This is a genomic window from Pseudomonas sp. KCJK8993, from assembly GCF_046230915.1.
Lineage (GTDB): Bacteria > Pseudomonadota > Gammaproteobacteria > Pseudomonadales > Pseudomonadaceae > Aquipseudomonas > Aquipseudomonas piscis.
In genome coordinates this window covers 1-25762 of sequence record NZ_JBJJLO010000025.1, presented here as the reverse complement: position 1 = coordinate 25762, position 25762 = coordinate 1, and the positions used below count along the sequence as shown (strand labels likewise).

Here is a 25762-nt window from a genome sequence, read left to right as displayed (position 1 = left end):
GAGCAAGTGGGCAGCGTAGCCGCTGCTCAGTCGCTGGGCAATCCGTGCTGCAGCAGGTGTTCCTTGAGGCGCAGTTGCAATTGCTGCAGGTGCGGCAGTGCCAGGCGATGGCGGCTGGCGACTGCGCAAGCGTGGCCCAGCAAATAGCGGATTTCGGTACGCCGCCGGTTGGCCACGTCCTGGTGCATGGAAGAGTAATTGGCGGCGGTGGCCTGGATCACCCGTTCGACTTCCTGTTGCAGGCCCTGCGCGGCATCGGGTTGCCCGCAGCATTGCAGCAGTTCGCCCAGTTCGGCACACAGCGTGGCGACTTCACACCGGTGTTGCTGTAGACCACCATTGCGGCAGTCGTGCAGCACCGTCAGGGGATTGATCGCGCAGTTGAGCGCCAGCTTGCGCCAGAGTCGGGTGAGGATCTGGGTGGTCCATTCATGGGGAATGCCGCTGGCACTGAGTTCATCCAGCCAGATCGGCGCGGTGGGGTGGCAGGCATCGCCGAGCCAGGTATAGCCATGCCCGGCGAACACCACGTGCCAGTCGCCATCGCGGAACGCCCCCTCGGTGCTGGAGGCGGCAATACAGCGTGCCCCGGGAACCCGGGCGGCCACGGCATCCTGGCTGCCCAGGCCATTTTGCAAGAGGATCAGCTCGGCTCCTGGAGCCAGGCGCGTGGCGATGCGCGCCACGGCCGCCTCGGCATCGTAGGCCTTGCAAGCCAGCAGCAGGCGCTGGATCGGTTGCGGGCTGTCGCAGGTTTCGCCGGGGATCGGATACAGACGGCTCTGGCCCTGTTCGACCAGGGTCAGGCCGCCAGCGACTTGGTAGTCCTGCAAGCGGGCCTGGTCCCGCAGGACCAGGCGCACCGGCAGGCCGGCGCGGGCCAAGCGTGTGGCCCAGAGAGTACCGAGACTGCCGGCGCCGAGGACGTGCCAGGTGGTGGACATCAAGTTTTCGCTCTGTTTGGCCGGCCCGGGGAGGGCGCGCGGTGAAGGAGGGGAAAGACCCGTTATAATGAGCGCGGATTTTAACCGCAAGCCGGGCGTGTTCGATGTTCTGAACAGCGCCCCTTTTTTATTGGAGAGAGTACATGCCGTCGTTTGACGTGGTATCCGAACTGGACAAGCACGAAGTCACCAACGCGGTGGAAAACGCCGTCAAGGAGCTCGATCGCCGCTACGACCTGAAGGGTAAGGGCAGCTTCGAGTTCAAGGACAAGGAACTGACCGTCAACCTGACCGCTGAAGCCGAGTTCCAGCTGGAAGCGATGATCGAGATACTCAAGCTGGCCCTGGTCAAGCGCAAGATCGACGTGCAATGCCTGGAAATCAAGGACGCCTATGCCTCCGGCAAGGTGATGAAGCAGGAAGCGGTGCTCAAGGAAGGGATCGACAAGGAACTGGCGAAGAAGATCGTTGCCCATATCAAGGAAGCCAAGCTCAAGGTGCAGGCCGCCATCCAGGGCGAGCAGGTCCGGGTGACCGGCAAGAAGCGCGACGATCTGCAAGAAGCCATCGCTGCACTGCGTGGCAAGGAATTCGGCATGCCGCTGCAGTTCAACAACTTCCGCGATTGATCGGCGCCTCCGGGAACCTCTAGCTCTTGTTGGCGTCCGAGGCCGGAGCGATGGCAGAAACGATTGAGCTCCCCGGGATCCGGTCGTTCTGCCTGTCAGTCATGCATCCTGCGCAATCGCGGAAACCTGGAGAGATAGATGGATTTGAATGCTGAAGTAGACAACTTGGTCCGGGCTTCCCAGGCCTGGATTCCAATGATCATGGAGTACGGCAGTCGCGTGCTGCTGGCCGTGGTCACCCTGGCCATCGGTTGGTGGCTGATCAACAAGCTGACCCATAAAGTAGGCAGGCTACTGGCACTGCGTAATGCCGACCTGGCGTTGCAGGGCTTCATCAGCAGTCTGGCCAACATCGTGCTCAAGGTCCTGCTGATCATCAGCGTGGCCTCGATGATCGGTGTCGAGACCACTTCCTTCGTCGCCGCCATCGGTGCCGCCGGCCTGGCCATCGGCCTGGCATTGCAAGGCAGCCTGGCGAATTTTGCCGGCGGAGTGCTGATCTTGCTGTTCCGGCCGTTCCGTATTGGCGACTTCATCGAAGCCCAGAGCATCAGCGGCACCGTCGACAGTATCCAGATCTTCCACACGGTGCTGCGTACCGGCGACAACAAGACGGTGATCGTGCCCAACGGCAACCTGTCCAACGGCATCATCACCAACTACAACCGCCAGCCCACGCGCAAGGTGGTATTCGATGTAGGCGTGGATTACGACGCAGACTTGCAGAAAGCCCGGGAAGTGCTGCTGGAACTGGCCAAGGATGAGCGCGTGCTGGCTGATCCGGCGCCGGTGGCCGTGGTTTCGACCCTGGGCGACAGCGCCATCACCCTGTCGTTGCGCGTCTGGGTCAAGACTGCCGACTACTGGGATGTCATGTTCCAGTTCAACGAGTTGTCCCGTGATCGTTTGAAAGCCGCGGGTATCGATATCCCGTTTCCGCAGCGAGTGATCCGCGTGGTTCAGGAAGCTGCCGTGTAATAAGGCCGTTTCACAAGTTGGCTGTTCGGTCAGCTAATGTTGTTCTGGACAAGGGGCCATGGGCCCCTTGTTTATTTTAAGGCTTGGAAACTAAGTGGGTGTGTTGCAGGTTGATGAATATCAACTAGCGATGTACGGCTTATTAGTTAGCTTGCTATTTATAGGGCTCGCTCTGGTTGGTATTTTTACCGGCATAAAAAACCGCCGCACTATTTCAGTGCGGCGGTTCTTAATGATATCGCGTGTTGGCTTAATTAGCCGGATATCGGGATTACAAGATGCTCAGCGGGTACTCGACGATGATACGTACGTCGTTGTTGTCGGACTGGTAACCGCTGTAGGCGGTATTGGCGCGATATACCGCGCTACGCAGGCGGAAGGACAGGTCCTTGGCCGGACCTTCCTGCATGACGTACTTGGTCTCGAAGTTGAACTCCTTTTCCTTGCCTTCGCCCAAGCCATTGGTGGAAATGTTGTCGCCGGTCACGTAGCGAGCCATGAAGCTCAGGCCTGGCACGCCATAGGTGGCCATGTTCAGGTCGTAGCGTGCTTGCCAGGAGCGCTCGTCGCGGCCCACGAAGTCGGAGATCTGGATGGAGTTGGCCACGAAGACCGTGCCGTTGCCGTCAACGCCGTAGTAGTAACCGTTGTCGCCGCTGGAACGCTGGTGGGCCAGGGTGAACTTGTGCGCGCCGAGGCTGTAAGCCGCTGCCAGGCTCCACAGTTTGTTGTCCACGCCCTTGCGACCGTCGCCGATCATGTCGACCAGGTCGCCACGCTTGTCGCCTTCGGTCTTGTAGCCGTTGAAGTCGAAGTTCAGGGACTGCGACTCGGCGATCGGCAGGGTGTAGTTCAGGTTGATGTACTGCTTCTTGAAGTACTGGTCGACCTTGGAGCCTGCCAGGGTGCCGGTGAAGTTGTCAGTGAAGGCGTAGGTGGCGCCGAAGATGTTCGCCGAAGGCAGGCCTTTGGCGCCATTGCCATTCTCGTCTGCCACGCCGCCGATGCTGTCCTTGCCCATGCCGGTCTGCTTGCTCAGTGCGGTGAAGCGACCAGCACTCAGTTCCAGGCCCTTGATTTCCTTGCTGGTGATCAGGGTGCCTTCGGCCACTTCCGGCAACAGGCGGCTGTCGTCGGTGGCGAATACCGGGCTGGCGACGAATTGACGACCGTACTTGAGGGTGGTGTCGGAGAGGCGGAACTTGATAGCGGCACCCGTCTTGGACTGGGTCTTTTCCGGTTGGCCGTCGCCATTGACTGCGAACAGTCCGTTGCCGGCACGGCCTGCGCCGCCGTCCAGGCGAGCTGCGCCCATGGCCATGGCGTCCACGCCGACACCCACGGTGCCTTGGGTGAAGCCCGATTCGTAGGTCAGCAGTTCACTGATACCGGTGTCCTGGCGATAGCCGCTCTTGTAGCCGCCACCTGGCTTGGAAATGTTACCGGCGCCATTCTTGTAGTCGCGATTCATGTATTCCAGTCGGGTCTTGGACTTCAAGCTCTGATCTTCGAAGAAACCCTTGGACTCGTCCTGGGAGGACGCGATTGCGAACTGCGAGGTCCCTGCGGATACAGCCAGGGCGATCATGCTCCACTTCATCACGCGCATCGTGATTTGCTCCTTTGGTTTTTAGAAGACTATTGCCGTCCCACCTGTATTTTTATCTGGGCGGCTCTTTCTTTTTGTGTCGGCGCAAACTTATATCACGCTGACAATATTGGCGATACTTGCCTATCTATCCTTTCAGCTTCTTTACGACCCTGTCGCAAACTGCTCGATCGGTGTCGTAACTGTTCGGCCAAAATGCACTCGGTCCGACAAGTTGAATAGTACTTCTCGAGGGGATGTAAAGAGGCAATGAAGGCTCCCCCATGCAAACACTTTCAAAGTACTTTTGGGGCAGCCCTGCCACTATTGTTATGAGTCTGTAGGGGCTCACTTTCGATGAGCCATCGCAGACGATTCCGGGCTGAATGCAACAAGCGTGCACAAATCCATTTTGTTCGGCGTTTTTTGTTCAAGGTGCCCTATGAACCTGTAAAAACCGCATAAAACCGCCGTCTTGGGTTGCTTTTCGTTTGGCTTGACGTGGCTGCCTCCCATGGTGCAGGGCTGTGCAATAAGTTGCACAGCTTTGCAAAATGTTACCGCCGCACACCGCGAAGTGAGTAAACGGCGGATGCTTGGGGTACTCAGCGTAGACCCTTTGTGCGGTTTTGGTGCAAGACCGCCGAAACGCGGTACGAGTCCAATGCGTTGTGGAACGCCAAGAACGAGAAACATCAAGGGCTTGCCTGGTCATGTTTCGAACATTCATCACGCATTGTGGGCAATTGGTGCGGGGCTTCGAAAAGGGTCCTGTTTCGGGGCGCATCGGGTTGCACGCAGTGGCTCCTTGCCAAATCGGGGGTGAGGGGCGCAGGCTCATTGCTCATGAAGCGCGAGGCGTTCGCAGGTATGCTGCGCCTCTGTCGCCTGGCAGGTGTCAGTAATACTGGACGGCCAGGCTGTAATGGGCTGAGCGGGAGCAAGCGCGGTGTTCACTTTAGATTCACGATTGCAGCAAGACACGTTAGTCATCGGGGATTTCCCCCTTTGCCGGCTGTTGCTGTCCAATGATGCAAACTACCCTTGGTTCATCCTGGTGCCGCGTCGCGAAGATATCAGCGAGTTGTTTCAACTGGATGTCACCGATCAGCAACAGCTGTGGCGAGAAACCACAGCGCTGGCCGAAGTGCTGAAGGACTCCTTCGATGCCGACAAGTTGAACGTGGCGACGCTGGGCAATGTGGTCAGCCAGTTGCACATGCATGTGATAGTGCGCAAGCGCGATGATGCGGCCTGGCCTGCACCGATATGGGGCAAACAGCCGGCCAAACCTTACAGCTCGGAGCAGGTTGCACAGATACGCGAGCGCTTGCGGCTGGTGCTGACCGATGATTTTCGCTTTCTGGAGGGCTGAATCATGAGTCTGGAAGCGCGGGTAACCGATCTGGAAAGTCGCCTGGCATTTCAGGATGACACTATCCAGGCCCTCAATGATGAGTTGGTGGCGCAGCATAAGGTGCTGGAGCGCCTGCAACTGCAGATGACGGCCATGCTCAAGCGCCAGGAGGAGATGGCCGGTCAGTTCAGCTCCTTCGAAGAAGAAGTCCCGCCTCCCCACTATTGAGGGGATCGCAGGGTAAAAAAAACCGCGCCTTTGGCGCGGTTTTTTTGCAATGGGCGCTCAGCGACGTGGTAGCGCTGCGATTACGTCCTCGGCTTGCAAGCCCTTATCACGATTCATCACCGAGAACTCTACGCGCTGGCCTTCGACCAGGACGCGATGGCCTTCGCCACGGATGGCGCGAAAGTGCACGAAAATATCGTCGCCGGAGTCCCGGGAGATAAAACCGAAGCCCTTGGAGGTGTTGAACCACTTCACGGTCCCGGTATCACGATTGCTCATGTCGTAGGCAGGTGAAGCCGCGGCGGCTGGTGACGATTTGTAGAAGCTCACGGCCAGGTGCAGGGCAACGGCGATCAATGCGGTCAGCAGGCTGACCAGGACTGCGGGTTGACCACCGATCACCGGCATGGGAGCCAGCAGGGTGAGGGTTTGCAGTACCACTACCAGGACCAGCAGGGCGCTGGCCAGGTTCTGCAGGTGCTGGCGCGGACCTTTGTTCCAGTGGGGAACAACTGGAGCCAGGGCCAGGTTGAGCAGGCCGAAAATGGCCAGGTAAAGAGCATCGGGTTGTTGCAGGTAGGGAACCGCGTCAGATCTTAGACTCGGAATCAAGGACAGCAGCAAGGCTGCAAGGCCTGTCAGCAGGTGGACGATTTTCAACATTTTGATTAACTCACGTTAAGAAGTAGCACTAAGGAAGAGCTGATCGCGCACGGTTCGCTTTGGAAAAAAAAGGTTAAGGCGGGTACATGCGTGGTGTCAGCCTATGCGCGTTGGCCGAAGAAATAGGCAACAACGACACGGGCTCTATTTAACCGCAAAGCCCAGGCCTTCTCAAATCACCGGTGCTGGCTGGCGAGAGGAGGGCAACCCCATCGTGGACGATGGTGATCCGGAGCATCAGGCAAAGGCCTGTGCTAGACAGGTGTTGGCGGATTTTCCAAGGAACGCAGGATTTCCCCCATGGTCAGATTAGGCTCGAGCCCAGCGTTTGACGGTCCGACTGGTCACGGGACAATCCACCGCAGGCCGCTCGGGGGACAGAGGCCGGCGCAAGGGCGAGGCTCTTGCTAGAGTGGTCCGGCAGCTGATTGGGTGGATTCATCTGGTTAACGGAGAGAAACATGGCAATTGATATCGGTATCAGCGAAGCGGATCGTAAATCCATTGTCGACGGCCTTTCCCGTCTGCTATCGGATACCTACGTGTTGTACCTCAAGACCCATAACTTCCACTGGAACGTCACCGGCCCTCAGTTCCGCACCCTGCACCTGATGTTCGAGGAGCAGTACAACGAACTGGCCCTGGCGGTCGACCTGATCGCCGAACGCATCCGTGCCCTGGGCTTCCCGGCTCCAGGCGCCTACTCCATCTACGCCAGGCTGTCCTCGATCAAAGAGGAAGAAGGTGTGCCGGCAGCCGAGGAAATGATCAAGCAACTGGTCAGTGGCCAGGAGGCGGTGACCCGCACCGCCCGCGGTATTTTCCCGTTACTGGACAAAGTCAGCGACGAACCCACGGCCGACCTGCTGACCCAGCGCATGCAGGTGCATGAGAAAACCGCCTGGATGCTGCGTTCGCTGCTGGAAAACGGTTAAGCCCTCCGCTACGGATGGCGCCTTGCGCGCCGTCCGTATCTGCGACGCGCATTGGTTGTGGGGCATACGGCTGCACAGGGCCGATTTAATGGATATAATCCCGCTCTTTGCTAGGTAGCCCGAGCTTTGGCGTGGGCTCTGGCTGTAGTTCAAGCAGTAACCTGATTGCCGAGACGCCCCCATGCCGATGTACGACTACCAATGCGCTTCCTGTGGTCATCAGTTGGAAGCCATTCAAAAGATCAGCGCCGCGCCGCTGGTCGACTGTCCTGCCTGCCAGGCACCTGAACTGAAAAAGATGCTGTCCATGCCCGGTTTTCGCCTGAGTGGCACCGGCTGGTATGAAACCGATTTCAAGACCGGCTCGAAGAAGAACCTGGCCGGTGGCGACAAAGCTGACTAAGTTGAACGACACGCGCGAGTTCTTGCACTATCCGGCACCCGAGGGGTGCGCAAGGCCTCCATCGAATTTCGAATTACGAGAAGTGAAACCACTACCATGATGCGCAGCCATTATTGCGGCCAACTGAACGAAAGCCTGGAAGGTCAGGAAGTAACCCTTTGCGGATGGGTCCACCGTCGTCGTGACCACGGCGGGGTGATCTTCCTCGATATCCGTGATCGTGAAGGCCTGGCCCAGGTGGTGTTCGATCCGGACCGCGCTGAAACCTTCGCGACCGCCGACCGCGTGCGCAGCGAATACGTGGTCAAGGTCACCGGCAAGGTACGCCTGCGTCCGGCTGGTGCCGGCAACGCCAACATGGCCTCGGGCATGATCGAGGTCCTGGGTTACGAGCTGGAAGTGCTGAACGACGCGGAAACCCCGCCGTTCCCGCTCAATGAATACACCGACGTGGGCGAAGAGACGCGCCTGCGCTATCGCTATATCGACCTGCGCCGTCCAGAGATGGCCGAGAAGCTGCGCCTGCGCTCGCGGATCACCAGCAGCGTGCGCCGCTACCTCGACGAGAACGGCTTCCTTGATGTCGAGACGCCGATCCTGACCCGCGCCACCCCTGAAGGTGCCCGCGACTACCTGGTGCCGAGCCGTACCCACGCTGGCAACTTCTTCGCCCTGCCGCAATCGCCGCAGCAGTTCAAGCAGCTGTTGATGGTGGCCGGCTTCGACCGCTACTACCAGATCGCCAAGTGCTTCCGCGACGAAGACCTGCGTGCCGATCGTCAGCCTGAGTTCACCCAGATCGACATCGAGACCAGCTTCCTCAACGAACAGGACATCATGGGTCTCACCGAGGGCATGATCCGCAACCTGTTCAAGGAAGTGCTGGATGTGGAATTCGGCGAGTTCCCGCACATGACCTGGCACGAAGCCATGCGTCGCTATGGTTCCGACAAGCCGGACCTGCGTATCCCGCTGGAACTGGTGGATGTGGCCGACCAGCTCAAGGACGTGGAATTCAAGGTGTTCAGCGGTCCGGCCAACGATCCGAAGTGCCGTGTGGCGGCCTTGCGCGTTCCTGGCGGGGCGAGCATGCCGCGCAGCAAGATCGACGACTACACCAAGTTCGTCGGCATCTACGGCGCCAAGGGCCTGGCTTACATCAAGGTCAACGAGCGTGCCAAGGGCGTCGAGGGCCTGCAGTCGCCGATCGTCAAGAACATTCCTGAAGCCAGCCTGAACGTGATCCTCGATCGCGTCGGCGCGGTCGATGGCGACATCGTGTTCTTCGGCGCCGACAAGGCCAAGATCGTCAGCGAAGCCCTGGGCGCGCTGCGGATCAAGGTCGGTAACGACCTCAACCTGCTGACCTGCGACTGGGCACCGCTGTGGGTCATCGACTTCCCGATGTTCGAAGAGAACGACGACGGTAGCGTCAGCGCCGTGCACCACCCGTTCACCGCGCCCAAGTGCTCGCCTGCCGAGCTCGAGGCCAATCCGGCCGAAGCCCTGTCCCGTGCCTACGACATGGTGCTCAACGGCACTGAACTGGGTGGCGGCTCGATCCGTATCCACCGCAAGGAAATGCAGCAAGCGGTATTCCGCCTGCTGGGCATCGAGGAAGCGGAGCAGGAAGAGAAGTTCGGCTTCCTGCTGGATGCCCTCAAGTATGGCGCGCCACCCCATGGCGGCCTGGCCTTCGGCCTGGATCGCCTGGTGATGCTGATGACCGGCGCGCAATCGATTCGTGAAGTGATCGCCTTCCCGAAAACCCAGAGCGCTGCCTGCGTCATGACCGAAGCGCCGGGTGCGGTGGATGCCAAGGCTCTGCGCGAGCTGCACATCCGTCTGCGCGAACAGCCAAAGGCTGAGTAAGCTGGCCCGACAAGGCGCACCTTCGGGTGCGCTTTTTCTATGGGGCGAGTTTTTGCTACCCGCCTGCCTGATGGCAGCGCTGGTAAGGTTTCAAGGAGAATTTGGAGCAAATTATGGCCGGTCATTCCAAGTGGGCGAACATCAAGCACCGCAAAGAGCGTCAGGATGCCAAGAGAGGCAAGATCTTCACCAAATGGATTCGTGAGCTGACCGTCGCAGCCCGCCAGGGTGGTGGCGAGCCCGGTTCCAACCCACGCCTGCGCCTGGCCCTGGACAAGGCCCTGGGCGCCAACATGAGCCGTGACATCATCGACCGGGCTATCGCCCGCGGTACCGGCGCTGCCGGCAGCGACGACGTGGTCGAGCTGACCTACGAGGGCTACGGTCCCAACGGCGTGGCAGTGATGGTCGAATGCATGACCGATAACCGCAACCGCACCGCGGCGGCGGTTCGTCATGCCTTCAGCAAGTGTGGCGGCAACCTGGGCACCGACGGTTCGGTAGCCTATCTGTTCGAGCGCAAGGGCCAGCTGACCTTTGCCGAAGGTGTCGACGAAGATGCGCTGATGGAAGCGGCGATGGAGGCCGATGCCGACGACGTAGTGAGCAACGAAGACGGCTCGGTCGACGTATTCACCTCCTTCGCCGGTTTCTATGGCGTGCGCAATGCCCTGGAAACTGCGGGCTTCAAGGCGGCGGATGCGGAGATCGTCATGCTGCCCACCACCAGTGCCGAGCTGGACCTGGACGGCGCAGAGAAGGTCTTGAAGCTGATCGACATGCTGGAAGACCTGGATGATGTGCAGAACGTCTATTCCAACGCGGATATTCCGGAGTCGGTCGCTGCCCAGTTGGGTTGATTTGACTGCACCGACCTTGAAGCCGGATGCGCAACGCCGCGATGATTGTGCGGCAGGGCGCTTCCGGCTTCGCTCTTTTCGCTATCCCGGTCATCCCCGGCAGGCCTTTTCACTTCAGCAGCAGGCGTTATGACTCTTATTCTTGGCATCGACCCCGGTTCGCGCATCACCGGTTATGGCGTGGTTCGCGACACCGGGCGCGGTTGCGTGTATGTGGCCTCCGGGTGCATTCGCACTGGCGCCGGCGAACTGCACGAGCGTTTGCAGATCGTCTATCGCGGGGTGCGCGAAGTGATCCAGACCTACGGACCGGTGACCATGGGCATCGAGAAGGTGTTCATGGCGCGTAATGCCGATTCGGCGCTGAAACTCGGGCAGGCACGGGGCGCGGCCATAGTGGCCGCGGCTGAGGAAGGCCTGGAGATCGCCGAGTACACCGCTACCCAGGTCAAGCAGGCCGTGGCCGGCACCGGTGGCGCCAACAAGGAGCAGGTGCAGATGATGGTGATGCATCTGCTCAAGCTGACCGCCAAGCCGCAGATCGATGCCTCGGACGCCCTGGCCATCGCCATCTGTCATTCCCACACCCGTTCCAGCCTGTTGCCCCACGGCTTGGGGACGGCACGCAGTCGTGGCGGCCGCTTGCGTCTCTGATAGCATCGGCGCAGTCATTTCAAGAGTAGAACGTCGTGGTGCCAGAATGTCCGGCCCGGATGCCTGCTCAGTGAGTCGCCAGCGAACGCTGGCCATCGCCTTAAGGATTCGAACGTGATTGGACGCTTGCGCGGCACCTTGGCTGAAAAACAGCCGCCGCACCTGATTCTTGATGTCAATGGGTTGGGGTATGAAGTCGAAGTGCCCATGACCACCCTGTATCGCCTGCCATCGGTCGGCGAACCCCTGACCTTGCACACTCATTTGGTCGTGCGCGAAGACGCGCAGTTACTCTATGGCTTCGCCAGCAAGCGCGAGCGAGACTTTTTCCGTGAGTTGATCCGTCTTAATGGCGTGGGGCCGAAACTGGCCCTGGCCTTGATGTCCAGCCTCGAGGTGGACGAGTTGGTGCGCAGCGTTCAGGCCCAGGACACTTCGGCCCTGACCAAGGTGCCCGGGGTCGGCAAGAAGACCGCCGAGCGTTTGTTAGTCGAGCTCAAGGACCGGTTCAAGGCCTGGGAGGCGGTCCCGAGCATGTTCACCCTGGTGCCGAACCAGCCGGATGCGCCGATGCCGGTGGCCAGCGCCGAATCGGACGCCGTCAGTGCGCTGATTTCCCTGGGCTACAAGCCGCAGGAGGCTAGCAAGGCGGTCTCCGCGATCAAAGAGAAAGGCTTGAGCAGCGAAGAAATGATCCGTCGGGCCCTGAAGGGAATGATTTAAGTGATAGAAGCTGATCGTCTGATCGCCGCCACGGGCCCCCGTGAGCGCGAAGAAATCCAGGATCGGGCGATTCGTCCGGTCAGCCTGGCCGACTACATCGGCCAGCCTGGCGTGCGCGAGCAGATGGAACTGTTCATCCAGGCTGCCCGCGGGCGCAACGAATCCCTGGACCATACCCTGATCTTCGGTCCGCCAGGGCTGGGCAAGACCACCCTGGCCAACATCATCGCCCAGGAGATGGGCGTCTCGATCAAGAGTACCTCCGGGCCGGTGCTGGAGCGTCCCGGTGACCTGGCGGCGCTGTTGACCAATCTCGAGCCCCATGACGTGCTGTTCATCGACGAGATCCATCGCCTGTCGCCGATCGTCGAGGAGGTGCTGTATCCGGCGATGGAGGACTTCCAGCTCGACATCATGATCGGCGAGGGGCCGGCGGCGCGTTCGATCAAGCTCGACCTGCCGCCCTTCACCCTGGTCGGCGCTACTACGCGGGCCGGCATGCTGACCAACCCGCTGCGGGATCGCTTCGGTATCGTCCAGCGCCTGGAGTTCTATAGCATCACGGACCTGGCGACCATCGTCAGTCGTTCCGCCGGCATCCTCGGCTTGCCCCTGGATCCGGAGGGCGCCATCGAGGTGGCGCGCCGGGCACGGGGCACGCCGCGGATCGCCAACCGCCTGCTGCGCCGGGTGCGCGACTTCGCCGAGGTGCGGGCCAAGGGGCATATCACCAAGGCGGTGGCCGACCTGGCGCTGAACCTGCTGGATGTCGACGAGCGTGGCTTCGACCATCAGGACCGGCGTCTATTGTTGACCATGATCGAGAAGTTCGACGGCGGGCCGGTGGGGGTCGACAGTCTGGCCGCCGCGATCAGCGAAGAGCGCCATACCATCGAGGACGTGCTGGAGCCTTACCTGATCCAGCAGGGCTACATCATGCGTACCCCGCGTGGTCGGGTGGTGACCCGGCATGCTTACCTGCATTTCGGGCTGAACATTCCGTCACGATTGGCAGAAGCGCCCGTGGTAGACGAGTTTCTCGATGCCGTGGACGATTGATCGGACACACTTTTCGTCGACTTATTCGGAGTTTGTGCTGTCCTAGGGGCTGGCTACGTCGAAACTTCAGCAAAAGTCGTCCAAGAATGAAAAAACAGTTGCCTGGCCGGATTGGCAACCCGAGGAGTAAGCACTAGAGTATGCGCGCGCAAAACGGGCTTGAGCCGTTCGCACATCGTTGTCGCGTTTATTACGAGGACACCGATGCCGGCGGCATCGTGTATTACGTCAATTACCTTAAGTTTATGGAGCGGGCTCGAACCGAGCGGCTACGACACCTGGGCTTCGCCCAATCGCAGCTGGTGGGGGAGAACCTGTTGTTTGTCGTGCATTCCAGCGAAGCGCGTTACCACGCGCCGGCGCGGCTGGACGACGAGCTTCTGATCAGTGCCCAAGTCACCGAGCTGAACCGGGCCAGCCTGCGATTCACCCAGCAGGTCAGGCGGTCCTCGGATCACGTACTGCTCTGCGAGGGGCAGTTCCTGGTGGCCTGTGTACGTGCCGACAATTTCAAACCCCGCGCCATTCCAGACGCCCTGCGTACGGCCTTCGCCGACGAGGGCGGCGCGGGTACACACTCAGAGCAGGAGATAAAGCGTGGAAGCTAACGTCGTCGACCATTCCTCCATGTGGAGCCTGGTCAGCAATGCCAGCGTTGTAGTGCAGTTGGTAATGCTGACCCTGGTGGCCGCATCGGTGACTTCGTGGATCATGATCTTTCAGCGCAGCAACCTGCTGCGCGCCGGTCGACGTGCCCTGGAGAGCTTCGAGGAGCGCTTCTGGTCCGGTATCGACCTGTCCAAGTTGTATCGCCAGGCGGGTAGCAATCCTGATCCGGACTCTGGCGTCGAGCAGATCTTCCGTGCCGGCTTCAAGGAGTTCTCTCGCCTGCGCCAGCAGCCGGGCGTCGAGCCCGAGGCCGTGATGGAAGGCGTGGCTCGTGCGATGCGCGTAGCGATCTCCCGTGAAGAAGAGAAGCTCGAGCAGAGCCTGCCGTTCCTGGCCACCGTGGGCTCGGTCAGCCCGTACATCGGTCTGTTCGGGACCGTGTGGGGGATCATGAACTCCTTCCGCGGCCTGGCTTCCGCACAGCAGGCGACCCTGGCCACCGTGGCCCCGGGTATCGCCGAAGCCCTGGTAGCGACTGCCATCGGCCTGTTCGCGGCCATCCCTGCGGTGATCGCCTACAACCGTTTCTCCGCCCGCGGCGAGACGCTGATCAGCCGCTACTACACCTTCGCCGACGAGTTCCAGGCGATCCTGCACCGCAAAGTGCACACCAGCGAAGAGTGAGCAGGTAAACCCAATGGCCCGAGTTCGCCACAAACGCAAGCCGGTTGCCGAGATGAACGTAGTGCCCTACATCGACGTGATGTTGGTACTGCTGGTCATCTTCATGGTGACCGCGCCGATGCTCAACCAGGGTGTGAAAGTCGACCTGCCCAAGGTTTCCAGCGAAGCCTTGCCCCAGGACAACAACACCCAGGTGCTGACCATCTCGATCAAGGCTGACAAGACCTACTACTGGAACCTTGGCAGTGAAGTCGATACCGACAAGCAACAGGACAAGGCAATGACCTTGCCGCAGATGACCGACGCGGTAACCAAGATCATCCGTGCCGGTAACGAAGGCGGCAAGCACACCCAGGTGTTCATTCGCGGCGATAAATCCGTCGACTACGGCGCCGTGATGGGTGCCATGGGCGGCCTGCAAAAAGCCGGCGTCGGCAACGTTGGCCTGATTACCGAGGCGCCCTGATGCACCAACAGCGAGAGCCGTCCGCTTCGGAAAGCTACTTCTGGCCTAGTGTCTGGGCAATTGCCCTGCACGTTCTGGTGTTCGGCATGCTGTTCGTCAGCTTTGCCATGACGCCAGAGTTGCCACCGGCCAAGCCGATCGTCCAGGCGACCCTGTATCAGCTGAAATCGAAGAGTCCGGCGACCACCCAGACCAATCACAAGATTGCGGGTGAGGCGAAGAAATCCGCCGCGCGCCAGACCGAGACCGAGCAGTTGGAGCAGAAGAAGGTCGAGCAGGAAGAGATCAAGGCCGCGGAACAAAAGAAAGAAGAGGCTGCCCAAAAAGCCGCGGAAGCGAAAAAGGCTGACGAGGCCAAGAAAGCCGACGAGGCGAAGAAGGCTGATGAAGCCAAGAAAGCCGCTGAAGCGAAAAAAGCCGAAGAGAAGCAATTGGCTGATATAGCCAAGAAGAAAGCCGAGGAAGAAGCCAAGAAAGTCGCTGAAGAAGAGGCCAAGAAAAAGGCCGCTGAAGAAGCGAAGAAGAAAATCGTCGAGGACGCGAAGAAGAAGGCCGCGGAAGACGCCAAGAAAAAAGCAGAAGCTGACGAGGCGAAGAAAAAGATCGCCGAGGATGCGAAGAAGAAAGCTGCCGCCGACGCCGCGAAGAAAAAGGCTCAGGAAGCGGCGCGCAAATCTGCCGAAGAGAAAAAGGCTCAGGCCCTGGCGGACTTGCTTTCCGATAAGCCGGAGCGTGAAGCCACGAAATCGGATGAGGTAGGTGACAGTGTCGCAGGTAGTTTCGATGATCTGATTCGTATTCGTGCGGCGGAAGGCTGGGCTCGTCCTCCTTCGGCGCGCAAGGGCATGACAGTGGAACTGCGGATCGGCATGTTGCCAGATGGTACGGTGACCACGGTCAGCGTGATCAAGTCCAGTGGCGATGGCCCGTTCGACGCCTCGGCGGTAGCGGCAGTCAAGAACATTGGACGTTTGACAGAAATGCAGGGTCTGAGTCCGAAGGACTTCGCTCCCTATCGTTCATTCAAGATGACATTCACACCTGAGGACCTAGCCTTGTGAGAAACCTTCTTCGAGCAATGCTTGTCGTTATTTGCTGCATGGCAGGGATAGCGGCGGCGGATGAAAAAAACATTCTGGTCACCAGTGGCAGTGACCGGGCGACGCCGATCGCGGTAGTACCGTTCGGTTGGCAGGGCGGTAGCGTCCTGCCGGACGATATGGCGCAGATCATCGGCGATGACCTGCGCAACTCGGGTTACTACGCGCCGATTCCCAAGCAGAACATGATCAGCCTGCCGACCCAGGCCAGCGAAGTCATCTTCCGTGACTGGAAGGCCCTGGGTGCCCAGTACGTGATGGTCGGCAGCATCGTGCCAGCCGGCGGCCGCCTGCAGGTGCAGTACGCGCTGTTCAACGTCGCGACCGAGCAGCAGGTCCTGGCCGGCAGTGTCTCTGGTGGGGTCGATCAGCTGCGGGACATGTCGCACTACATTTCCGACCAGTCCTTCGAGAAGCTCACCGGCATCAAGGGCGCGTTCTCCACGCGTCTGTTGTACGTGACCGCGGAGCGATTCTCCACCAACAACACCCGTTATACCCTGCAGCGTTCGGACTACGACGGTGCCCGGGCGGTGACCCTGCTGCAATCCCGCGAGCCGATCCTGTCGCCACGCTTCGCTCCCGATGGCAAGCGTATCGCCTATGTGTCGTTCGAGCAGAAGCGTCCGCGTATCTTCGTCCAGCACATCGACACGGGCCGTCGCGAGCAGATCACCAACTTCGAAGGCCTCAACGGTGCGCCAGCCTGGTCGCCGGACGGTAGCCGCCTGGCGTTCGTGCTGTCCAAGGATGGCAACCCCGACATCTATGTGATGAACATGGCTTCGCGCCAGATCAGTCGTGTCACCAGCGGCCCAGGCATCAATACCGAGCCGTTCTGGGGTAAGGATGGTTCGACCATCTACTTCACTTCCGACCGGGGCGGAAAGCCGCAAGTATATAAAAGCAATATCAACGGTGGTGGCGCTGAACGTGTGACCTTTATTGGTAACTACAACGCCAACCCGAAACTTTCTGCTGACGAAAAGACCCTGGTAATGATTCACCGCCAGGATGGTTTCACCAACTTCCGGGTGGCTGCTCAAGATTTGCAGCGCGGTAGTGTAAAAATCCTTACAGATACCAACCTTGATGAGTCAGCTACTGTTGCGCCCAACGGCACCATGGTAATCTACGCCACCCGCCAGCAGGGCCGGGGAGTCTTGATGCTCGTGTCCATTAATGGACGTGTGAGGCTCCCGCTTCCTACCGCTCAAGGCGAAGTCAGAGAACCGTCCTGGTCCCCTTACCTGAACTGACGCGGCGCTACAATGTTTCACTTAACACACTGGGGTTCATTAGGAGTTTCACGATGGAAATGTTGAAGTTTGGTAAGTTTGCTGCGCTGGCTTTGGCCATGGCTGTGGCTGTAGGTTGCTCCTCCAAGGGCGGCGACAACGCTGGTGAAGGCGCTGTTGATCCAAACGCTGGTTACGGCGCTAACACTGGTAATGTTGATAGCTCCCTGAGCGAAGAAGCAGCTCTGCGCGCAATCACCACCTTCTACTTCGAATACGACAGCTCGGATCTGAAGCCAGAAGCCATGCGCGCTCTGGACGTTCACGCCAAGGACCTGAAAGGTAACGGCGCTCGCGTTGTGCTGGAAGGCAACACCGACGAACGTGGTACCCGTGAGTACAACATGGCTCTGGGCGAGCGTCGTGCGAAAGCCGTTCAGCGCTACCTGGTACTGCAGGGCGTGTCCCCAGCCCAGCTGGAGCTGGTTTCCTACGGTAAAGAGCGTCCAGTTGCCACTGGCCACGACGAGCAGTCCTGGGCTCAAAACCGTCGCGTCGAACTGCGTAAGTAATTCGTCATGCGAACGTGCCGTCGTGCTGTAACTATCTTGGCTCTCAGTCTCACGCCTTTCGCGGCGTGGTCTGCGGTTCCTGTGGTCGATAGCAACTCTGGCTATGGAAATAGCGGGAGCAGTTATCCACCAGCGGGTTATGGCACGAACGGCGCCTATGCCGGGGGAGGGGTTTCGACCCCTGTCTCGGCACAGGGCGAGCTGTTCCAGCAACTGCAGCAAATGCAGGAGCAGATCGCACGGCAACAGGGTGTGATCGAAGTTCTGCAAAATGATGTAGCGCGCATGAAGCAAGAAAGCCTGGAGCGTTACCAGGATCTTGATCGGCGCATAGGAAGCGGTGTGGCACCTGCCGCGACTCCTGAGAATTCTTCCGCCGCTGGCAATGCCAGTGCCGCCGGTACGGCAGCCGGAGCTACTGCTCCAGCGCCTGCCGCCAGTAGCGAACCGGGTGATCCGGCCAAGGAAAAGCTCTATTACGATGCTGCCTTCGACCTGATCAAAGCCAAGGATTTCGACAAGGCCAGCCAGGCCTTCTCGGCATTCCTGCGCAAGTACCCCAACAGCCAGTACGCTGGTAATGCCCAGTACTGGTTGGGTGAAGTGAACCTGGCCAAGGGCGATCTGCAAGGCGCTGGCCAGGCATTCGCCAAGGTTTCCCAGCTCTATCCCAAGCACGCCAAGGTGCCGGATTCGTTGTACAAGCTGGCTGACGTAGAACGCCGACTGGGTCACACCGACCGGGTCAAGGGCATTCTGCAACAAGTCGTGGCCCAGTATCCGGGGACTTCCGCCGCCCAGTTGGCTCAACGGGATTTGCAGCGCATGTAAGTGTGCTGGCGACCGTTACAAGAAACCCGCGCTTGCCGCGGGTTTTTTCGTTAGAATCTGCGCCCTTTTATGACACACGCTTCCTGGGATCTACGCGTTGACGGGGTTCCTTGAAGTGCCTGATGGAGGCGGACAGCCTGTTTAGCTGTTACGTCCGTGGCGAATATGCAAGACACATTGAGAATCACCGAAGTTTTCTACTCGTTGCAGGGGGAAACTCGGACTGCCGGGCTGCCTACGGTTTTCGTGCGCCTGACCGGTTGTCCGCTGCGTTGCCAATACTGCGACAGTGCCTATGCCTTTAACGGCGGCACCCAACGTACCCTCGACAGCTTGCTCGAGCAGGTTGCCGGATTCCGTCCGCGTTATGTCTGTGTCACCGGTGGCGAGCCGCTGGCGCAACCCAACGCCATTCCTTTGCTCAAGCAGTTGTGCGATGCCGGCTATGAGGTTTCGCTGGAGACCAGTGGCGCCCTCGATATCTCGGCGGTGGATCCACGGGTCAGCCGGGTCCTGGATCTCAAGACCCCGGGCTCCAAGGAAGCCCAGCGCAATCGTTACGAGAACATCGAGCTGCTGACGGCCAACGATCAGGTCAAGTTCGTCATCTGTTCCCGTGAGGACTATGACTGGGCGGTCTCCAAGCTGATCCAGTACCGCCTCGAGCAACGAGCTGGTGAAGTGCTGTTTTCGCCAAGTCATCACGACCTGGATGCACGGGAACTCGCTGACTGGATCGTTGCCGACAACTTACCGGTGCGCCTGCAGTTGCAGTTGCACAAGTATCTTTGGAACGACGAGCCGGGGCGTTGAAATGACCAAGCCAGCAGAACACCAAGCAGTACCTGAAAAACGTGCAGTGATCCTCCTTTCCGGCGGCCTTGATTCGGCCACCGTGGTCGCCATGGCCCGCGCCGAAGGCTACCGCTGCTACACCATGAGTTTCGACTATGGCCAGCGCCACCGCGCGGAGTTGCAGGCTGCCGAACGAGTGGCCCGCGACCTGGGAGTGGTGGAGCACAAGGTCATTGGCCTCAACCTTGATGGCATTGGCGGCTCGGCCCTCACCGATAGCTCCATCGATGTGCCACAAGCACCTGGCGAAGGAATTCCTGTCACCTACGTGCCGGCGCGCAATACGGTGTTCCTTTCCCTGGCCTTGGGCTGGGCGGAAGTCCTCGAGGCTCGGGATATCTTCATTGGGGTCAATGCGGTGGATTACTCCGGCTACCCGGATTGCCGTCCCGAGTTCGTCGAGGCCTTCGAGCGCATGGCTAACCTGGCGACCAAGGCCGGTGTCGAGGGGCAGGGTTTTCGGATCAAGGCACCCCTGCAGAATCTCAGCAAGGCCGACATCATCAAGGCCGGGGTACGCCTTGGAGTCGATTACGGGCTGACTGTCTCGTGCTACCAGGCGGATGACCAGGGCCGTGCCTGCGGTAAATGCGACAGTTGCCGCCTGCGTGCCGATGGCTTCCGTGCAGCCGGTGTCAGCGATCCAACACCTTATTTTTGATTTTTTCATCTAGGGTGTTGAATTATCGTTAGAAATCAGTATTATACGCGCCACCACACAGCGGGTCGTTAGCTCAGTTGGTAGAGCAGTTGGCTTTTAACCAATTGGTCGTAGGTTCGAATCCTACACGACCCACCATTTTCATGGTCGGAGGCGGTACTAGGAAGGGGGGCTTGCCAGAGCCGAGCTACTAGTCTTGCTGCCGTCTGGAGCGAACCATAGGCGCGCTCCGTGATGATGTCAATATGAAATAGCCCACTGCCGGTCCCGGTCAGTGGGTTTTTTCGTTCAAGCGGTCAACAAATCAGCTTCGCCTTAGAGCGAACTGGTCCAGCTCGATGCTTTTATCAGGAATCCTTGTGCAAACATCGACTTGCTGATGTCCGGCGCCGACCAGGCGTGCACAGTTCATCCTGCCGATGCCGACATTCCTGAAGCTGAACCTAAGCTGAACGAAGCTGGGCGTTTAGCTAGCTGTCAATTCCACCGGAAACTGCCGATGGCGCTTCTATCCGGTAAGAGATCCATCAGAGCTGCTGGCTCAAACGAATCCTCCATCGACTGGCAGAGAGGTATTCCTAAATCCGCCCAGAGCGTCCCAGGTCCGTCCCAACTCAGCTCATGAGAAAGCCCTGTGCTGGGCTTGGATATCTGTTCCAGCGGATATTTATCAGGCCGTCTCTGCCTGGGCAGTGCTGCAAGCAGCTCAGAGGCCGTAGCGGGTTGCTGAGTGGGTGAGTCCTCCACTGTTGCGGCAATACCTTGCCCAAGCCCCTCTGGCATCTCCTCTGGGGCCGGTAAGTGTTTGGGTAGAGGTACAGGCTTAGGCTCAAGCGCCTGAGGAGTTATGACGTCCTCACGTCGCTCAAGCCTTATCGCACCCTGATGCCAGCTACGCTCATCGAGCACTGCTCGCATATGTTCGTAGTCAGCCTCGATGTAACTCATCGTCGTGGCGATGTTCGAATGGTTCAGCAGTGTCTTGGTCAGGTGAATATTGCGTTCTGGTTGCCGCATCAAATCGGTAGCTAAGGTGTGCCTGAACCGGTGCGGCGTCATGCGTATGCCGAAGGCGCTAGTCAGTTTTTTGTACATGCCCTCAACTTGATCGATGTTCATGGTTTTAGATCTGTAGTGGATCGAAAATCGATTAACATTGAAGAGCTGATCTTGGCCCGAAAAGCCCTGGGTTGAAGCAGCGTTTAAAAGTTTTTGTATGTGTGGTTCCAAACCTTTCATTATTGGTACGCAAAACTCTCTGTGAGTCTTTTCTGTATCAGCATTCACGTAAACGAGTCTGTTGTCCCAGTCCACGTCTTGAACCCTAATGCATAGCAGTGCATTCAGGCGTATCCCGGTGTAATAGAACATCTCGAATGTGGCCAGCCAGAACCACGCAGGCGTAATCGGGCTGCGCTGACCAGAGCTCTTCTCCTGGTCGACTAGGGTTTGCAGCCAATGGCGTGCCTGGCGTATCCCGTCTCCCGAGATGATTTTGCTTGGCCGCTTCGGTGCAATGAGCGTGCTTTTCTTGAAAGGGTTAGTTAGTGAATTGGGTATGATTTCGTACTCAAGCGCATAAGCCCAAATAGTACGAAGATGGTTGGAGTATGTGTTCCAGCTGCGTCTAGACAGTCCATCTTCGATAGCGATACTTCTCCAGGAAAGTATATTTCTTCGGTCAAGTTTTGTTATGTCTATTTCTTCACCGAAGTTTTTAGTAAGAGCTTTAATGGAGGCTCGATATATTTTAATAGTTGCTTCGCGCAATACATGATCCATTAGGTATTCTTGTAGTAGCGCAACCGGAGTCATTGGCTAACCTCTTCTTCAACTCTAGAGATGCTAGGGTTGTCCAGGGTAACTTCTGTGAAGATAGTGCTAGAGTCTCTTAGTAAATAGCCTTTAAGTTGTTTGGTTTTCCTTGGGCCTGAAACGTTGAAGGTCCAGATATTCAAACTCTTCTTCGTTTTCTCATGCAGCTTTTCCTTCTCGAACGCACGCTGAACTTGCTGCCAGGCAACCGTCCCGTTCTTGGTTGCGATCTGCTCAAGGGGCGGATGCTCTTGTATATAGCGTTTGAAGATACCTGGAGTAACGAGCATCGCTGTGCCGTCAACGGTATGAACCAGGGCTTTGGCATCATTGATGATGATTTTTCGGGAGGTGATTCCGGCCTTTAGCCACGCGACGAATCCCTGTCCCAGACTGATACTGGAAGGCATTGTGGTTACATCTTCTAGTGCTTGAGGCTCAGAACTGGCCTCAGAAGTGTATTCAGGCTGCGTCATCCCTGATTGAAGGGGCGATGCAGCCTCCGGGCCAGCGCTAGAACTTAGTACCTCTGCTGGCACCGTGATATTACTATAGAGTTTCAATAGCTCATCGATATCGAAATTTTCCGAATCGATACTCTGCAAGGTCTGAGATTGTTTTTGATTTGTTGGTGGAGCAACGATTGAATTAGCTGCCACGACAGTAACAGTCGGTTCTGCTGCAATCGGTTCGTCTGGAACGGCGTATGTTGTCTCCTGAGCTTCTGAACCGTCACGTTGGTCGATCTCGACCGTGACTGTGCCTGCATAAGCCTCAGGACGATCAGCTGGATCAGCCCAGATTAGCGAAGGTGTGACTTTCAGTACCGTAAAGCTGTGCTTCCAACCACGCCCTGTATCGACGGTCACTTTCCAAACAGCCTTATCCTTGGCATTCGTCTGAATAATGGCCTGGTCCTGCAGCATGTTGAAGAAAGGTGCATTGGAGGATGGAATGTGGTCGCTGCCCTGCGAGAGCATAGCTGCTCTCAGGTGGTCCGCAGTCGGCTTGCTTACCAACCAAAGAGCATCCTGTGCCAGCCAACCATCAGCAGGACCGTCGGGGTGGTTAAGCTTGAACTTCTCACGCACCAGGTACCTGAGACATTCCACCAGTTGCCTTTGTAGCGATTGTTTGGGCGCTGCCATCGCACGGTCTGGATTGCCTCCGAGCTCCTGGGCCACCGATGTACTATCAGCCTTGATCACAATTTCACCGAGAATGCCGGCATTTTCGAACTGCCCTGCGACCAGGTAGATCAGTTGCGTCCACAGTTCAGGAAACCCGCAGAGCCAATCTAGAATCTCGGGGGCCAGGATCTGCGAATAGATCAAAGCAGTAGCTGCTCCGTGGAGCTGGTACTCACGACCTTTGACGTACTTGAATCGATAGGGCTTTGCGATTGGCCCATGCCATGGGTGCCAGATCTGTCCACCTTGAAGCTCGACACGAATATCGACTGCTACTTTGCCGAGGTCATGTAGCAACGCCCCATAGGCTGCCGCTGTTGTCCAAGCTTCAGCTTGGGCTGATTGCGACTCAGGCGGGGCGCCGATCGGTAGAAGGTAGGTTTGACGGATCTTCAAGGCGTAAGCCACGATCTCCAGTCCGTGGTCGAGCAGGCCACCTAGATGGGCGTGGTGATGATTTTCTGAAGCCGGCATCAGCTGTACCAGCTCTGCGTACCGCTCAAGCGGCTGGCGGTAGAGTGTGTTGAACTGTTGGTGTGAGAGCGAAGCGCGGCGCCAGATGTTCTCCAGGAGCTCTTGGCGTCGGGGAGTGTTCAGCAGCGCAGCTGCGTTTGCCGGTAGGTGGAAGCCTTGCGGAGTTGCTTCTGAGGGTGGCCTAGCCGGTTTTCGGCTGAGCCAGGATAGAATTTGCATTGGGCGCTCCATGAGGATTCATGGCGCGGGTTTTCCTCTACAGGCGGAATGCCAGCAACAAAAAACCATTTTTAGCGGTGAGAGGGTTTTAGGGCATTGTGCCACTACCTAGGGAACAGACTGGTGGTAATGTTTCTGATTCAGAAGTGGGGGAACGATAATATGTCCGGCCTGCAGCACTGTTGAATAGATCGAGGATGTTCGCGACCGTCCTTGGGCGAGCAGCTAGTTGCTTCCGCATAACTGGAAGTCGACTCAGTCTTTAGGGGCATAAGCGTCCGCGCTAGTCTGTGCATCAACGGCTAAAATTTCGCTGAAACCCTCGCTCAAGCGTGGAGGCTGAAGTGCTTTAAAGACGTTCCTAATGGCCTTTTCAGGAACCATCTCATCATCAGGGCGCAATTGATTACGTGCCAAACAGTCTTCCAGCGAAGTAGTAAAAAAATTGCAACCACATCAAGCTCATGCTTCTTGGCAATCTGTATGAGCGATTCACGCTCACAGCGTTGAACCAGGATGGCATCAAAGATTACAGCGCTAGGCTCAATTAAAAGCATCGATTTGGCCCAAGTGCTTTTTCCTGCACCCTGAGCGCCTATCAATAGATACAGACGAGAAGGCTTAGGAGTCGCTAGCAGAGCCTCTGATAGGGCAAGATGAGCCCTCTGCCAAGCCAGTCTATTGAGCTCAGCGTTGATAATGCGCCCATTCTCCGTCTGTAGAAAGTGATCAGGGTTGATGTGCATGATGGTGGCCTGCAAGTAAAAGCGCGAATGTAGTATTTGAAAGCAGGGCTGGCCGTAGTGGCCTGGCCCGGAGCTGGTGGACAGGTAGTTAAGAGTTACTGCTCGCATAGCGCCGCTCAAACTCCATCGGGCTGAGATAGCCCAGCGTCGAGTGGCGGCGACGGTGATTGTAAAAGCGGATGTAGTCGAACAGGTCGGTTTTCGCCTCGTGGTAGCTGGCATAGCGCGTCAGGTACACCCGCTCAGCCTTCAGCGAACGGAAGAAGCTCTCCATCGCGGCGTTGTCCCAGCAGTTCCCGGGACGTGAATGGCTGGGCACGATTCGATGTCGCCGAAGTAAGGCCTGGTAGTCGTACGCGCAGTATTGGCTGCCTCGATCCGAGTGCAGCAGCACTTCTTCTTTCGGCTGCCGGCGTGCAATGGCCATCTCCAGCGCGGCGTGTACCAAGGCCTGCTGCATGCGGTGGTGCATCGCCCAACCGACGACGGCTCGTGAATAGAGATCGAGTACGACTGTCAGATACAGCCAACCTTGGGCCGTCCGCACGTAGGTCATGTCCGAGCCCCAGTGCCGATTGGCACGATCCGAGGCGAACTGGCGATCCAGGTGGTTCGGGGCAATCGGCAGAGCATGACGACTGCTGGAAACCAGCCGCCAGCGCTTGCGCGAGCGAACGCGCAGACCGGCTTCGCGCATCAGTCGAGCAACCCGGTGTCGACCACACGCATGCCCCATGGCCACTAACTCGGCCTTGATTCGGCGATGGCCATAGATCCCATTCACCTCGTGGTGAATGGTGCGGATCTCCTTGCTTAGACGCCGATTCGCCATCTCTCTCGCCGAAGGTGGCCGCTGCTGCCAGGCATAGAAGCCGCTACGGGATAGCGACCAGCCAACGCCTCGATGGCGCGGAACTTCACTTCGTGGGCTGCGAGAAGATGGCGAGCGCCTTTTTTAAAACATCGCGCTCGATGGTGACCTGAGCCAGTTGCTGGCGTAGACGACGCAACTCCGCGCTCTCACCACGCTGCTTGCCGTTGCCCGGAAAGGCATCGTCCTTGCTGCTCGTACTGGCGCTTCCATTTGCCCTGCAGGCTTTTCAGCGATGCCGAGCGTGGCGAAGCGGGGTACCGGCAAGCAGCTGGTCTACCGCCTCGTGTTTAAAGGATTCAGGAAAACGTCGTCTGGTCTGGATCATGAACACTCCTTGTAGTGGACATTATCTGCCTTAAGTCAGTGTCCACTCAGCTTGGGACAGACTACTAAGGGATATGGTGTTGTCTAATGGTTCCTGGGGGTGTTGATTTGGGTTCTTTGATTTTATTTGAAACACTATTAGTTGTTGGCGGATGATGCTTGGATCGTATGTGAATTAGTTGATATTTAATTCTTAGGGGTCTTGTTCTTG

At 58.2% G+C, this 25762-nt stretch carries 26 protein-coding genes, 1 tRNA gene and 1 pseudogene; 21 read left to right on the top strand and 7 right to left on the bottom strand.

Annotated elements, in window-relative coordinates; genetic code table 11:
* Nucleotides 1–26 precede the first annotated feature (26 nt).
* On the bottom strand, nt 27–944 hold the full coding sequence (locus ACK6AU_RS10900; RefSeq protein ID WP_409299265.1) for a putative 2-dehydropantoate 2-reductase: 918 nt from the start codon (nt 942–944) through the stop codon (nt 27–29).
* 143 nt (nt 945–1087) lie between these two features.
* On the opposite strand from ACK6AU_RS10900, the gene ACK6AU_RS10895 reads away from it, so the two are divergent.
* Nucleotides 1088–1573: a YajQ family cyclic di-GMP-binding protein gene (locus tag ACK6AU_RS10895; RefSeq protein WP_185698414.1), complete on the top strand. Its 486-nt coding sequence runs from the start codon at nt 1088–1090 to the stop codon at nt 1571–1573.
* Between the two features lie 138 nt (nt 1574–1711).
* On the top strand, nt 1712–2551 hold the full coding sequence (locus tag ACK6AU_RS10890) for a mechanosensitive ion channel family protein (protein ID WP_185698413.1): 840 nt from the start codon (nt 1712–1714) through the stop codon (nt 2549–2551).
* Nucleotides 2552–2822: 271 nt separating this feature from the next.
* On the opposite strand, the gene ACK6AU_RS10885 is transcribed toward ACK6AU_RS10890, so the two are convergent.
* Entirely contained in the window at nt 2823–4160 is a 1338-nt protein-coding gene (locus ACK6AU_RS10885; protein ID WP_185698412.1) for an OprD family porin, read from the bottom strand.
* A 928-nt stretch (nt 4161–5088) separates the two neighbouring features.
* Between ACK6AU_RS10885 and ACK6AU_RS10880 the strand changes: the two genes are divergently transcribed.
* Together ACK6AU_RS10880 and ACK6AU_RS10875 are read left to right on the top strand one after the other, a co-directional pair.
* Entirely contained in the window at nt 5089–5514 is a 426-nt protein-coding gene (locus ACK6AU_RS10880) for an HIT domain-containing protein (protein ID WP_185698411.1), read from the top strand.
* A 3-nt stretch (nt 5515–5517) separates the two neighbouring features.
* Entirely contained in the window at nt 5518–5724 is a 207-nt protein-coding gene (locus tag ACK6AU_RS10875; protein ID WP_185698410.1) for a SlyX family protein, read from the top strand.
* 57 nt (nt 5725–5781) lie between these two features.
* On the opposite strand, the gene ACK6AU_RS10870 is transcribed toward ACK6AU_RS10875, so the two are convergent.
* Nucleotides 5782–6387, bottom strand: coding sequence for a cold-shock protein (locus tag ACK6AU_RS10870; RefSeq protein WP_185698409.1), 606 nt, complete (start codon nt 6385–6387; stop codon nt 5782–5784).
* A gap of 461 nt (nt 6388–6848) precedes the next feature.
* Here ACK6AU_RS10870 and ACK6AU_RS10865 point away from each other — a divergent pair, with 461 nt between their 5' ends.
* From ACK6AU_RS10865 to ACK6AU_RS10785, 17 genes are all read left to right on the top strand, one after another.
* A complete protein-coding gene (locus ACK6AU_RS10865) occupies nt 6849–7322 on the top strand; it encodes a Dps family protein (protein WP_185698408.1) in 474 nt (157 codons plus the stop codon).
* A 181-nt stretch (nt 7323–7503) separates the two neighbouring features.
* The gene (locus tag ACK6AU_RS10860; RefSeq protein WP_010457489.1) at nt 7504–7725 is read left to right on the top strand and encodes an FmdB family zinc ribbon protein; all 222 of its coding nucleotides are present in this window, start codon (nt 7504–7506) and stop codon (nt 7723–7725) included.
* Nucleotides 7726–7821: 96 nt separating this feature from the next.
* The gene (gene aspS / locus ACK6AU_RS10855; protein WP_185698407.1) at nt 7822–9597 is read left to right on the top strand and encodes an aspartate--tRNA ligase; all 1776 of its coding nucleotides are present in this window, start codon (nt 7822–7824) and stop codon (nt 9595–9597) included.
* A 113-nt stretch (nt 9598–9710) separates the two neighbouring features.
* The gene (locus ACK6AU_RS10850) at nt 9711–10457 is read left to right on the top strand and encodes a YebC/PmpR family DNA-binding transcriptional regulator (RefSeq protein WP_185698406.1); all 747 of its coding nucleotides are present in this window, start codon (nt 9711–9713) and stop codon (nt 10455–10457) included.
* A gap of 129 nt (nt 10458–10586) precedes the next feature.
* Complete coding sequence (ruvC, locus tag ACK6AU_RS10845; protein WP_022640512.1) at nt 10587–11111, top strand: crossover junction endodeoxyribonuclease RuvC; 525 nt, start codon at nt 10587–10589, stop codon at nt 11109–11111.
* Between the two features lie 114 nt (nt 11112–11225).
* Nucleotides 11226–11834 carry a Holliday junction branch migration protein RuvA gene (gene ruvA, locus ACK6AU_RS10840; protein ID WP_185698405.1) on the top strand — a complete coding sequence of 203 codons (609 nt, stop codon included), beginning with the start codon at nt 11226–11228 and terminating at the stop codon, nt 11832–11834.
* Nucleotides 11835–12893, top strand: a complete 1059-nt coding sequence (ruvB, locus tag ACK6AU_RS10835; protein WP_185698404.1) for a Holliday junction branch migration DNA helicase RuvB — start codon at nt 11835–11837, stop codon at nt 12891–12893.
* A 140-nt stretch (nt 12894–13033) separates the two neighbouring features.
* Nucleotides 13034–13501, top strand: coding sequence for a tol-pal system-associated acyl-CoA thioesterase (gene ybgC / locus ACK6AU_RS10830; RefSeq protein WP_185698403.1), 468 nt, complete (start codon nt 13034–13036; stop codon nt 13499–13501).
* Nucleotides 13491–14186, top strand: a complete 696-nt coding sequence (gene tolQ / locus ACK6AU_RS10825) for a protein TolQ (protein WP_022640508.1) — start codon at nt 13491–13493, stop codon at nt 14184–14186. The genes ybgC and tolQ overlap by 11 nt, the downstream gene beginning before the upstream one ends.
* A 13-nt stretch (nt 14187–14199) precedes the next feature.
* Complete coding sequence (gene tolR / locus ACK6AU_RS10820) at nt 14200–14652, top strand: protein TolR (RefSeq protein ID WP_022640507.1); 453 nt, start codon at nt 14200–14202, stop codon at nt 14650–14652.
* Nucleotides 14652–15713 carry a cell envelope integrity protein TolA gene (gene tolA / locus ACK6AU_RS10815; RefSeq protein WP_185698402.1) on the top strand — a complete coding sequence of 354 codons (1062 nt, stop codon included), beginning with the start codon at nt 14652–14654 and terminating at the stop codon, nt 15711–15713. The genes tolR and tolA overlap by 1 nt, the downstream gene beginning before the upstream one ends.
* A gap of 17 nt (nt 15714–15730) precedes the next feature.
* Nucleotides 15731–17011, top strand: coding sequence for a Tol-Pal system beta propeller repeat protein TolB (tolB, locus tag ACK6AU_RS10810; RefSeq protein WP_185698634.1), 1281 nt, complete (start codon nt 15731–15733; stop codon nt 17009–17011).
* A gap of 53 nt (nt 17012–17064) precedes the next feature.
* Nucleotides 17065–17562, top strand: a complete 498-nt coding sequence (gene pal / locus ACK6AU_RS10805; protein WP_185698401.1) for a peptidoglycan-associated lipoprotein Pal — start codon at nt 17065–17067, stop codon at nt 17560–17562.
* Nucleotides 17563–17568: 6 nt separating this feature from the next.
* The gene (ybgF, locus tag ACK6AU_RS10800) at nt 17569–18393 is read left to right on the top strand and encodes a tol-pal system protein YbgF (protein ID WP_185698400.1); all 825 of its coding nucleotides are present in this window, start codon (nt 17569–17571) and stop codon (nt 18391–18393) included.
* A gap of 165 nt (nt 18394–18558) precedes the next feature.
* Complete coding sequence (queE, locus tag ACK6AU_RS10795; RefSeq protein ID WP_185698399.1) at nt 18559–19206, top strand: 7-carboxy-7-deazaguanine synthase QueE; 648 nt, start codon at nt 18559–18561, stop codon at nt 19204–19206.
* A gap of 1 nt (nt 19207) precedes the next feature.
* Nucleotides 19208–19909 (top strand): 7-cyano-7-deazaguanine synthase QueC, encoded by a 702-nt coding sequence (gene queC / locus ACK6AU_RS10790; protein WP_185698398.1) that lies wholly within the window; start codon nt 19208–19210, stop codon nt 19907–19909.
* A 62-nt stretch (nt 19910–19971) separates the two neighbouring features.
* A tRNA-Lys gene (locus ACK6AU_RS10785) sits at nt 19972–20047 on the top strand.
* A gap of 339 nt (nt 20048–20386) precedes the next feature.
* Here ACK6AU_RS10785 and xerC read toward each other — a convergent pair.
* The 4 genes and pseudogenes from xerC to ACK6AU_RS10765 all read right to left on the bottom strand — a co-directional run.
* Nucleotides 20387–21724: a tyrosine recombinase XerC gene (xerC, locus tag ACK6AU_RS10780; RefSeq protein WP_409299256.1), complete on the bottom strand. Its 1338-nt coding sequence runs from the start codon at nt 21722–21724 to the stop codon at nt 20387–20389.
* On the bottom strand, nt 21721–23607 hold the full coding sequence (mobH, locus tag ACK6AU_RS10775; RefSeq protein WP_409299254.1) for a MobH family relaxase: 1887 nt from the start codon (nt 23605–23607) through the stop codon (nt 21721–21723). The genes xerC and mobH overlap by 4 nt, the downstream gene beginning before the upstream one ends.
* Nucleotides 23608–23933: 326 nt before the next feature.
* Entirely contained in the window at nt 23934–24353 is a 420-nt protein-coding gene (locus ACK6AU_RS10770) for a hypothetical protein (RefSeq protein WP_409299252.1), read from the bottom strand.
* 88 nt (nt 24354–24441) lie between these two features.
* Nucleotides 24442–25227, bottom strand: a pseudogene (locus ACK6AU_RS10765) (IS3 family transposase); the annotation flags it as partial.
* Nucleotides 25228–25762: the final 535 nt, after the last annotated feature.

What these genes read in the sequence shown, in the direction of transcription:
- ACK6AU_RS10900 (WP_409299265.1), bottom strand. Translation starts at nt 944, where the DNA reads ATGTCCACCACCTGGCACGTCCTCGGCGCCGGCAGTCTCGGTACTCTC.
- ACK6AU_RS10895 (WP_185698414.1), top strand. Translation starts at nt 1,088, where the DNA reads ATGCCGTCGTTTGACGTGGTATCCGAACTGGACAAGCACGAAGTCACC.
- ACK6AU_RS10890 (WP_185698413.1), top strand. Translation starts at nt 1,712, where the DNA reads ATGGATTTGAATGCTGAAGTAGACAACTTGGTCCGGGCTTCCCAGGCC.
- ACK6AU_RS10885 (WP_185698412.1), bottom strand. Translation starts at nt 4,160, where the DNA reads ATGCGCGTGATGAAGTGGAGCATGATCGCCCTGGCTGTATCCGCAGGG.
- ACK6AU_RS10875 (WP_185698410.1), top strand. Translation starts at nt 5,518, where the DNA reads ATGAGTCTGGAAGCGCGGGTAACCGATCTGGAAAGTCGCCTGGCATTT.
- ACK6AU_RS10870 (WP_185698409.1), bottom strand. Translation starts at nt 6,387, where the DNA reads ATGTTGAAAATCGTCCACCTGCTGACAGGCCTTGCAGCCTTGCTGCTG.
- ACK6AU_RS10865 (WP_185698408.1), top strand. Translation starts at nt 6,849, where the DNA reads ATGGCAATTGATATCGGTATCAGCGAAGCGGATCGTAAATCCATTGTC.
- ACK6AU_RS10860 (WP_010457489.1), top strand. Translation starts at nt 7,504, where the DNA reads ATGCCGATGTACGACTACCAATGCGCTTCCTGTGGTCATCAGTTGGAA.
- aspS (WP_185698407.1), top strand. Translation starts at nt 7,822, where the DNA reads ATGATGCGCAGCCATTATTGCGGCCAACTGAACGAAAGCCTGGAAGGT.
- ACK6AU_RS10850 (WP_185698406.1), top strand. Translation starts at nt 9,711, where the DNA reads ATGGCCGGTCATTCCAAGTGGGCGAACATCAAGCACCGCAAAGAGCGT.
- ruvC (WP_022640512.1), top strand. Translation starts at nt 10,587, where the DNA reads ATGACTCTTATTCTTGGCATCGACCCCGGTTCGCGCATCACCGGTTAT.
- ybgC (WP_185698403.1), top strand. Translation starts at nt 13,034, where the DNA reads ATGCGCGCGCAAAACGGGCTTGAGCCGTTCGCACATCGTTGTCGCGTT.
- tolR (WP_022640507.1), top strand. Translation starts at nt 14,200, where the DNA reads ATGGCCCGAGTTCGCCACAAACGCAAGCCGGTTGCCGAGATGAACGTA.
- tolA (WP_185698402.1), top strand. Translation starts at nt 14,652, where the DNA reads ATGCACCAACAGCGAGAGCCGTCCGCTTCGGAAAGCTACTTCTGGCCT.
- tolB (WP_185698634.1), top strand. Translation starts at nt 15,731, where the DNA reads ATGCTTGTCGTTATTTGCTGCATGGCAGGGATAGCGGCGGCGGATGAA.
- pal (WP_185698401.1), top strand. Translation starts at nt 17,065, where the DNA reads ATGGAAATGTTGAAGTTTGGTAAGTTTGCTGCGCTGGCTTTGGCCATG.
- ybgF (WP_185698400.1), top strand. Translation starts at nt 17,569, where the DNA reads ATGCGAACGTGCCGTCGTGCTGTAACTATCTTGGCTCTCAGTCTCACG.
- queE (WP_185698399.1), top strand. Translation starts at nt 18,559, where the DNA reads ATGCAAGACACATTGAGAATCACCGAAGTTTTCTACTCGTTGCAGGGG.
- queC (WP_185698398.1), top strand. Translation starts at nt 19,208, where the DNA reads ATGACCAAGCCAGCAGAACACCAAGCAGTACCTGAAAAACGTGCAGTG.
- xerC (WP_409299256.1), bottom strand. Translation starts at nt 21,724, where the DNA reads ATGACTCCGGTTGCGCTACTACAAGAATACCTAATGGATCATGTATTG.
- mobH (WP_409299254.1), bottom strand. Translation starts at nt 23,607, where the DNA reads ATGCAAATTCTATCCTGGCTCAGCCGAAAACCGGCTAGGCCACCCTCA.
- ACK6AU_RS10770 (WP_409299252.1), bottom strand. Translation starts at nt 24,353, where the DNA reads ATGCACATCAACCCTGATCACTTTCTACAGACGGAGAATGGGCGCATT.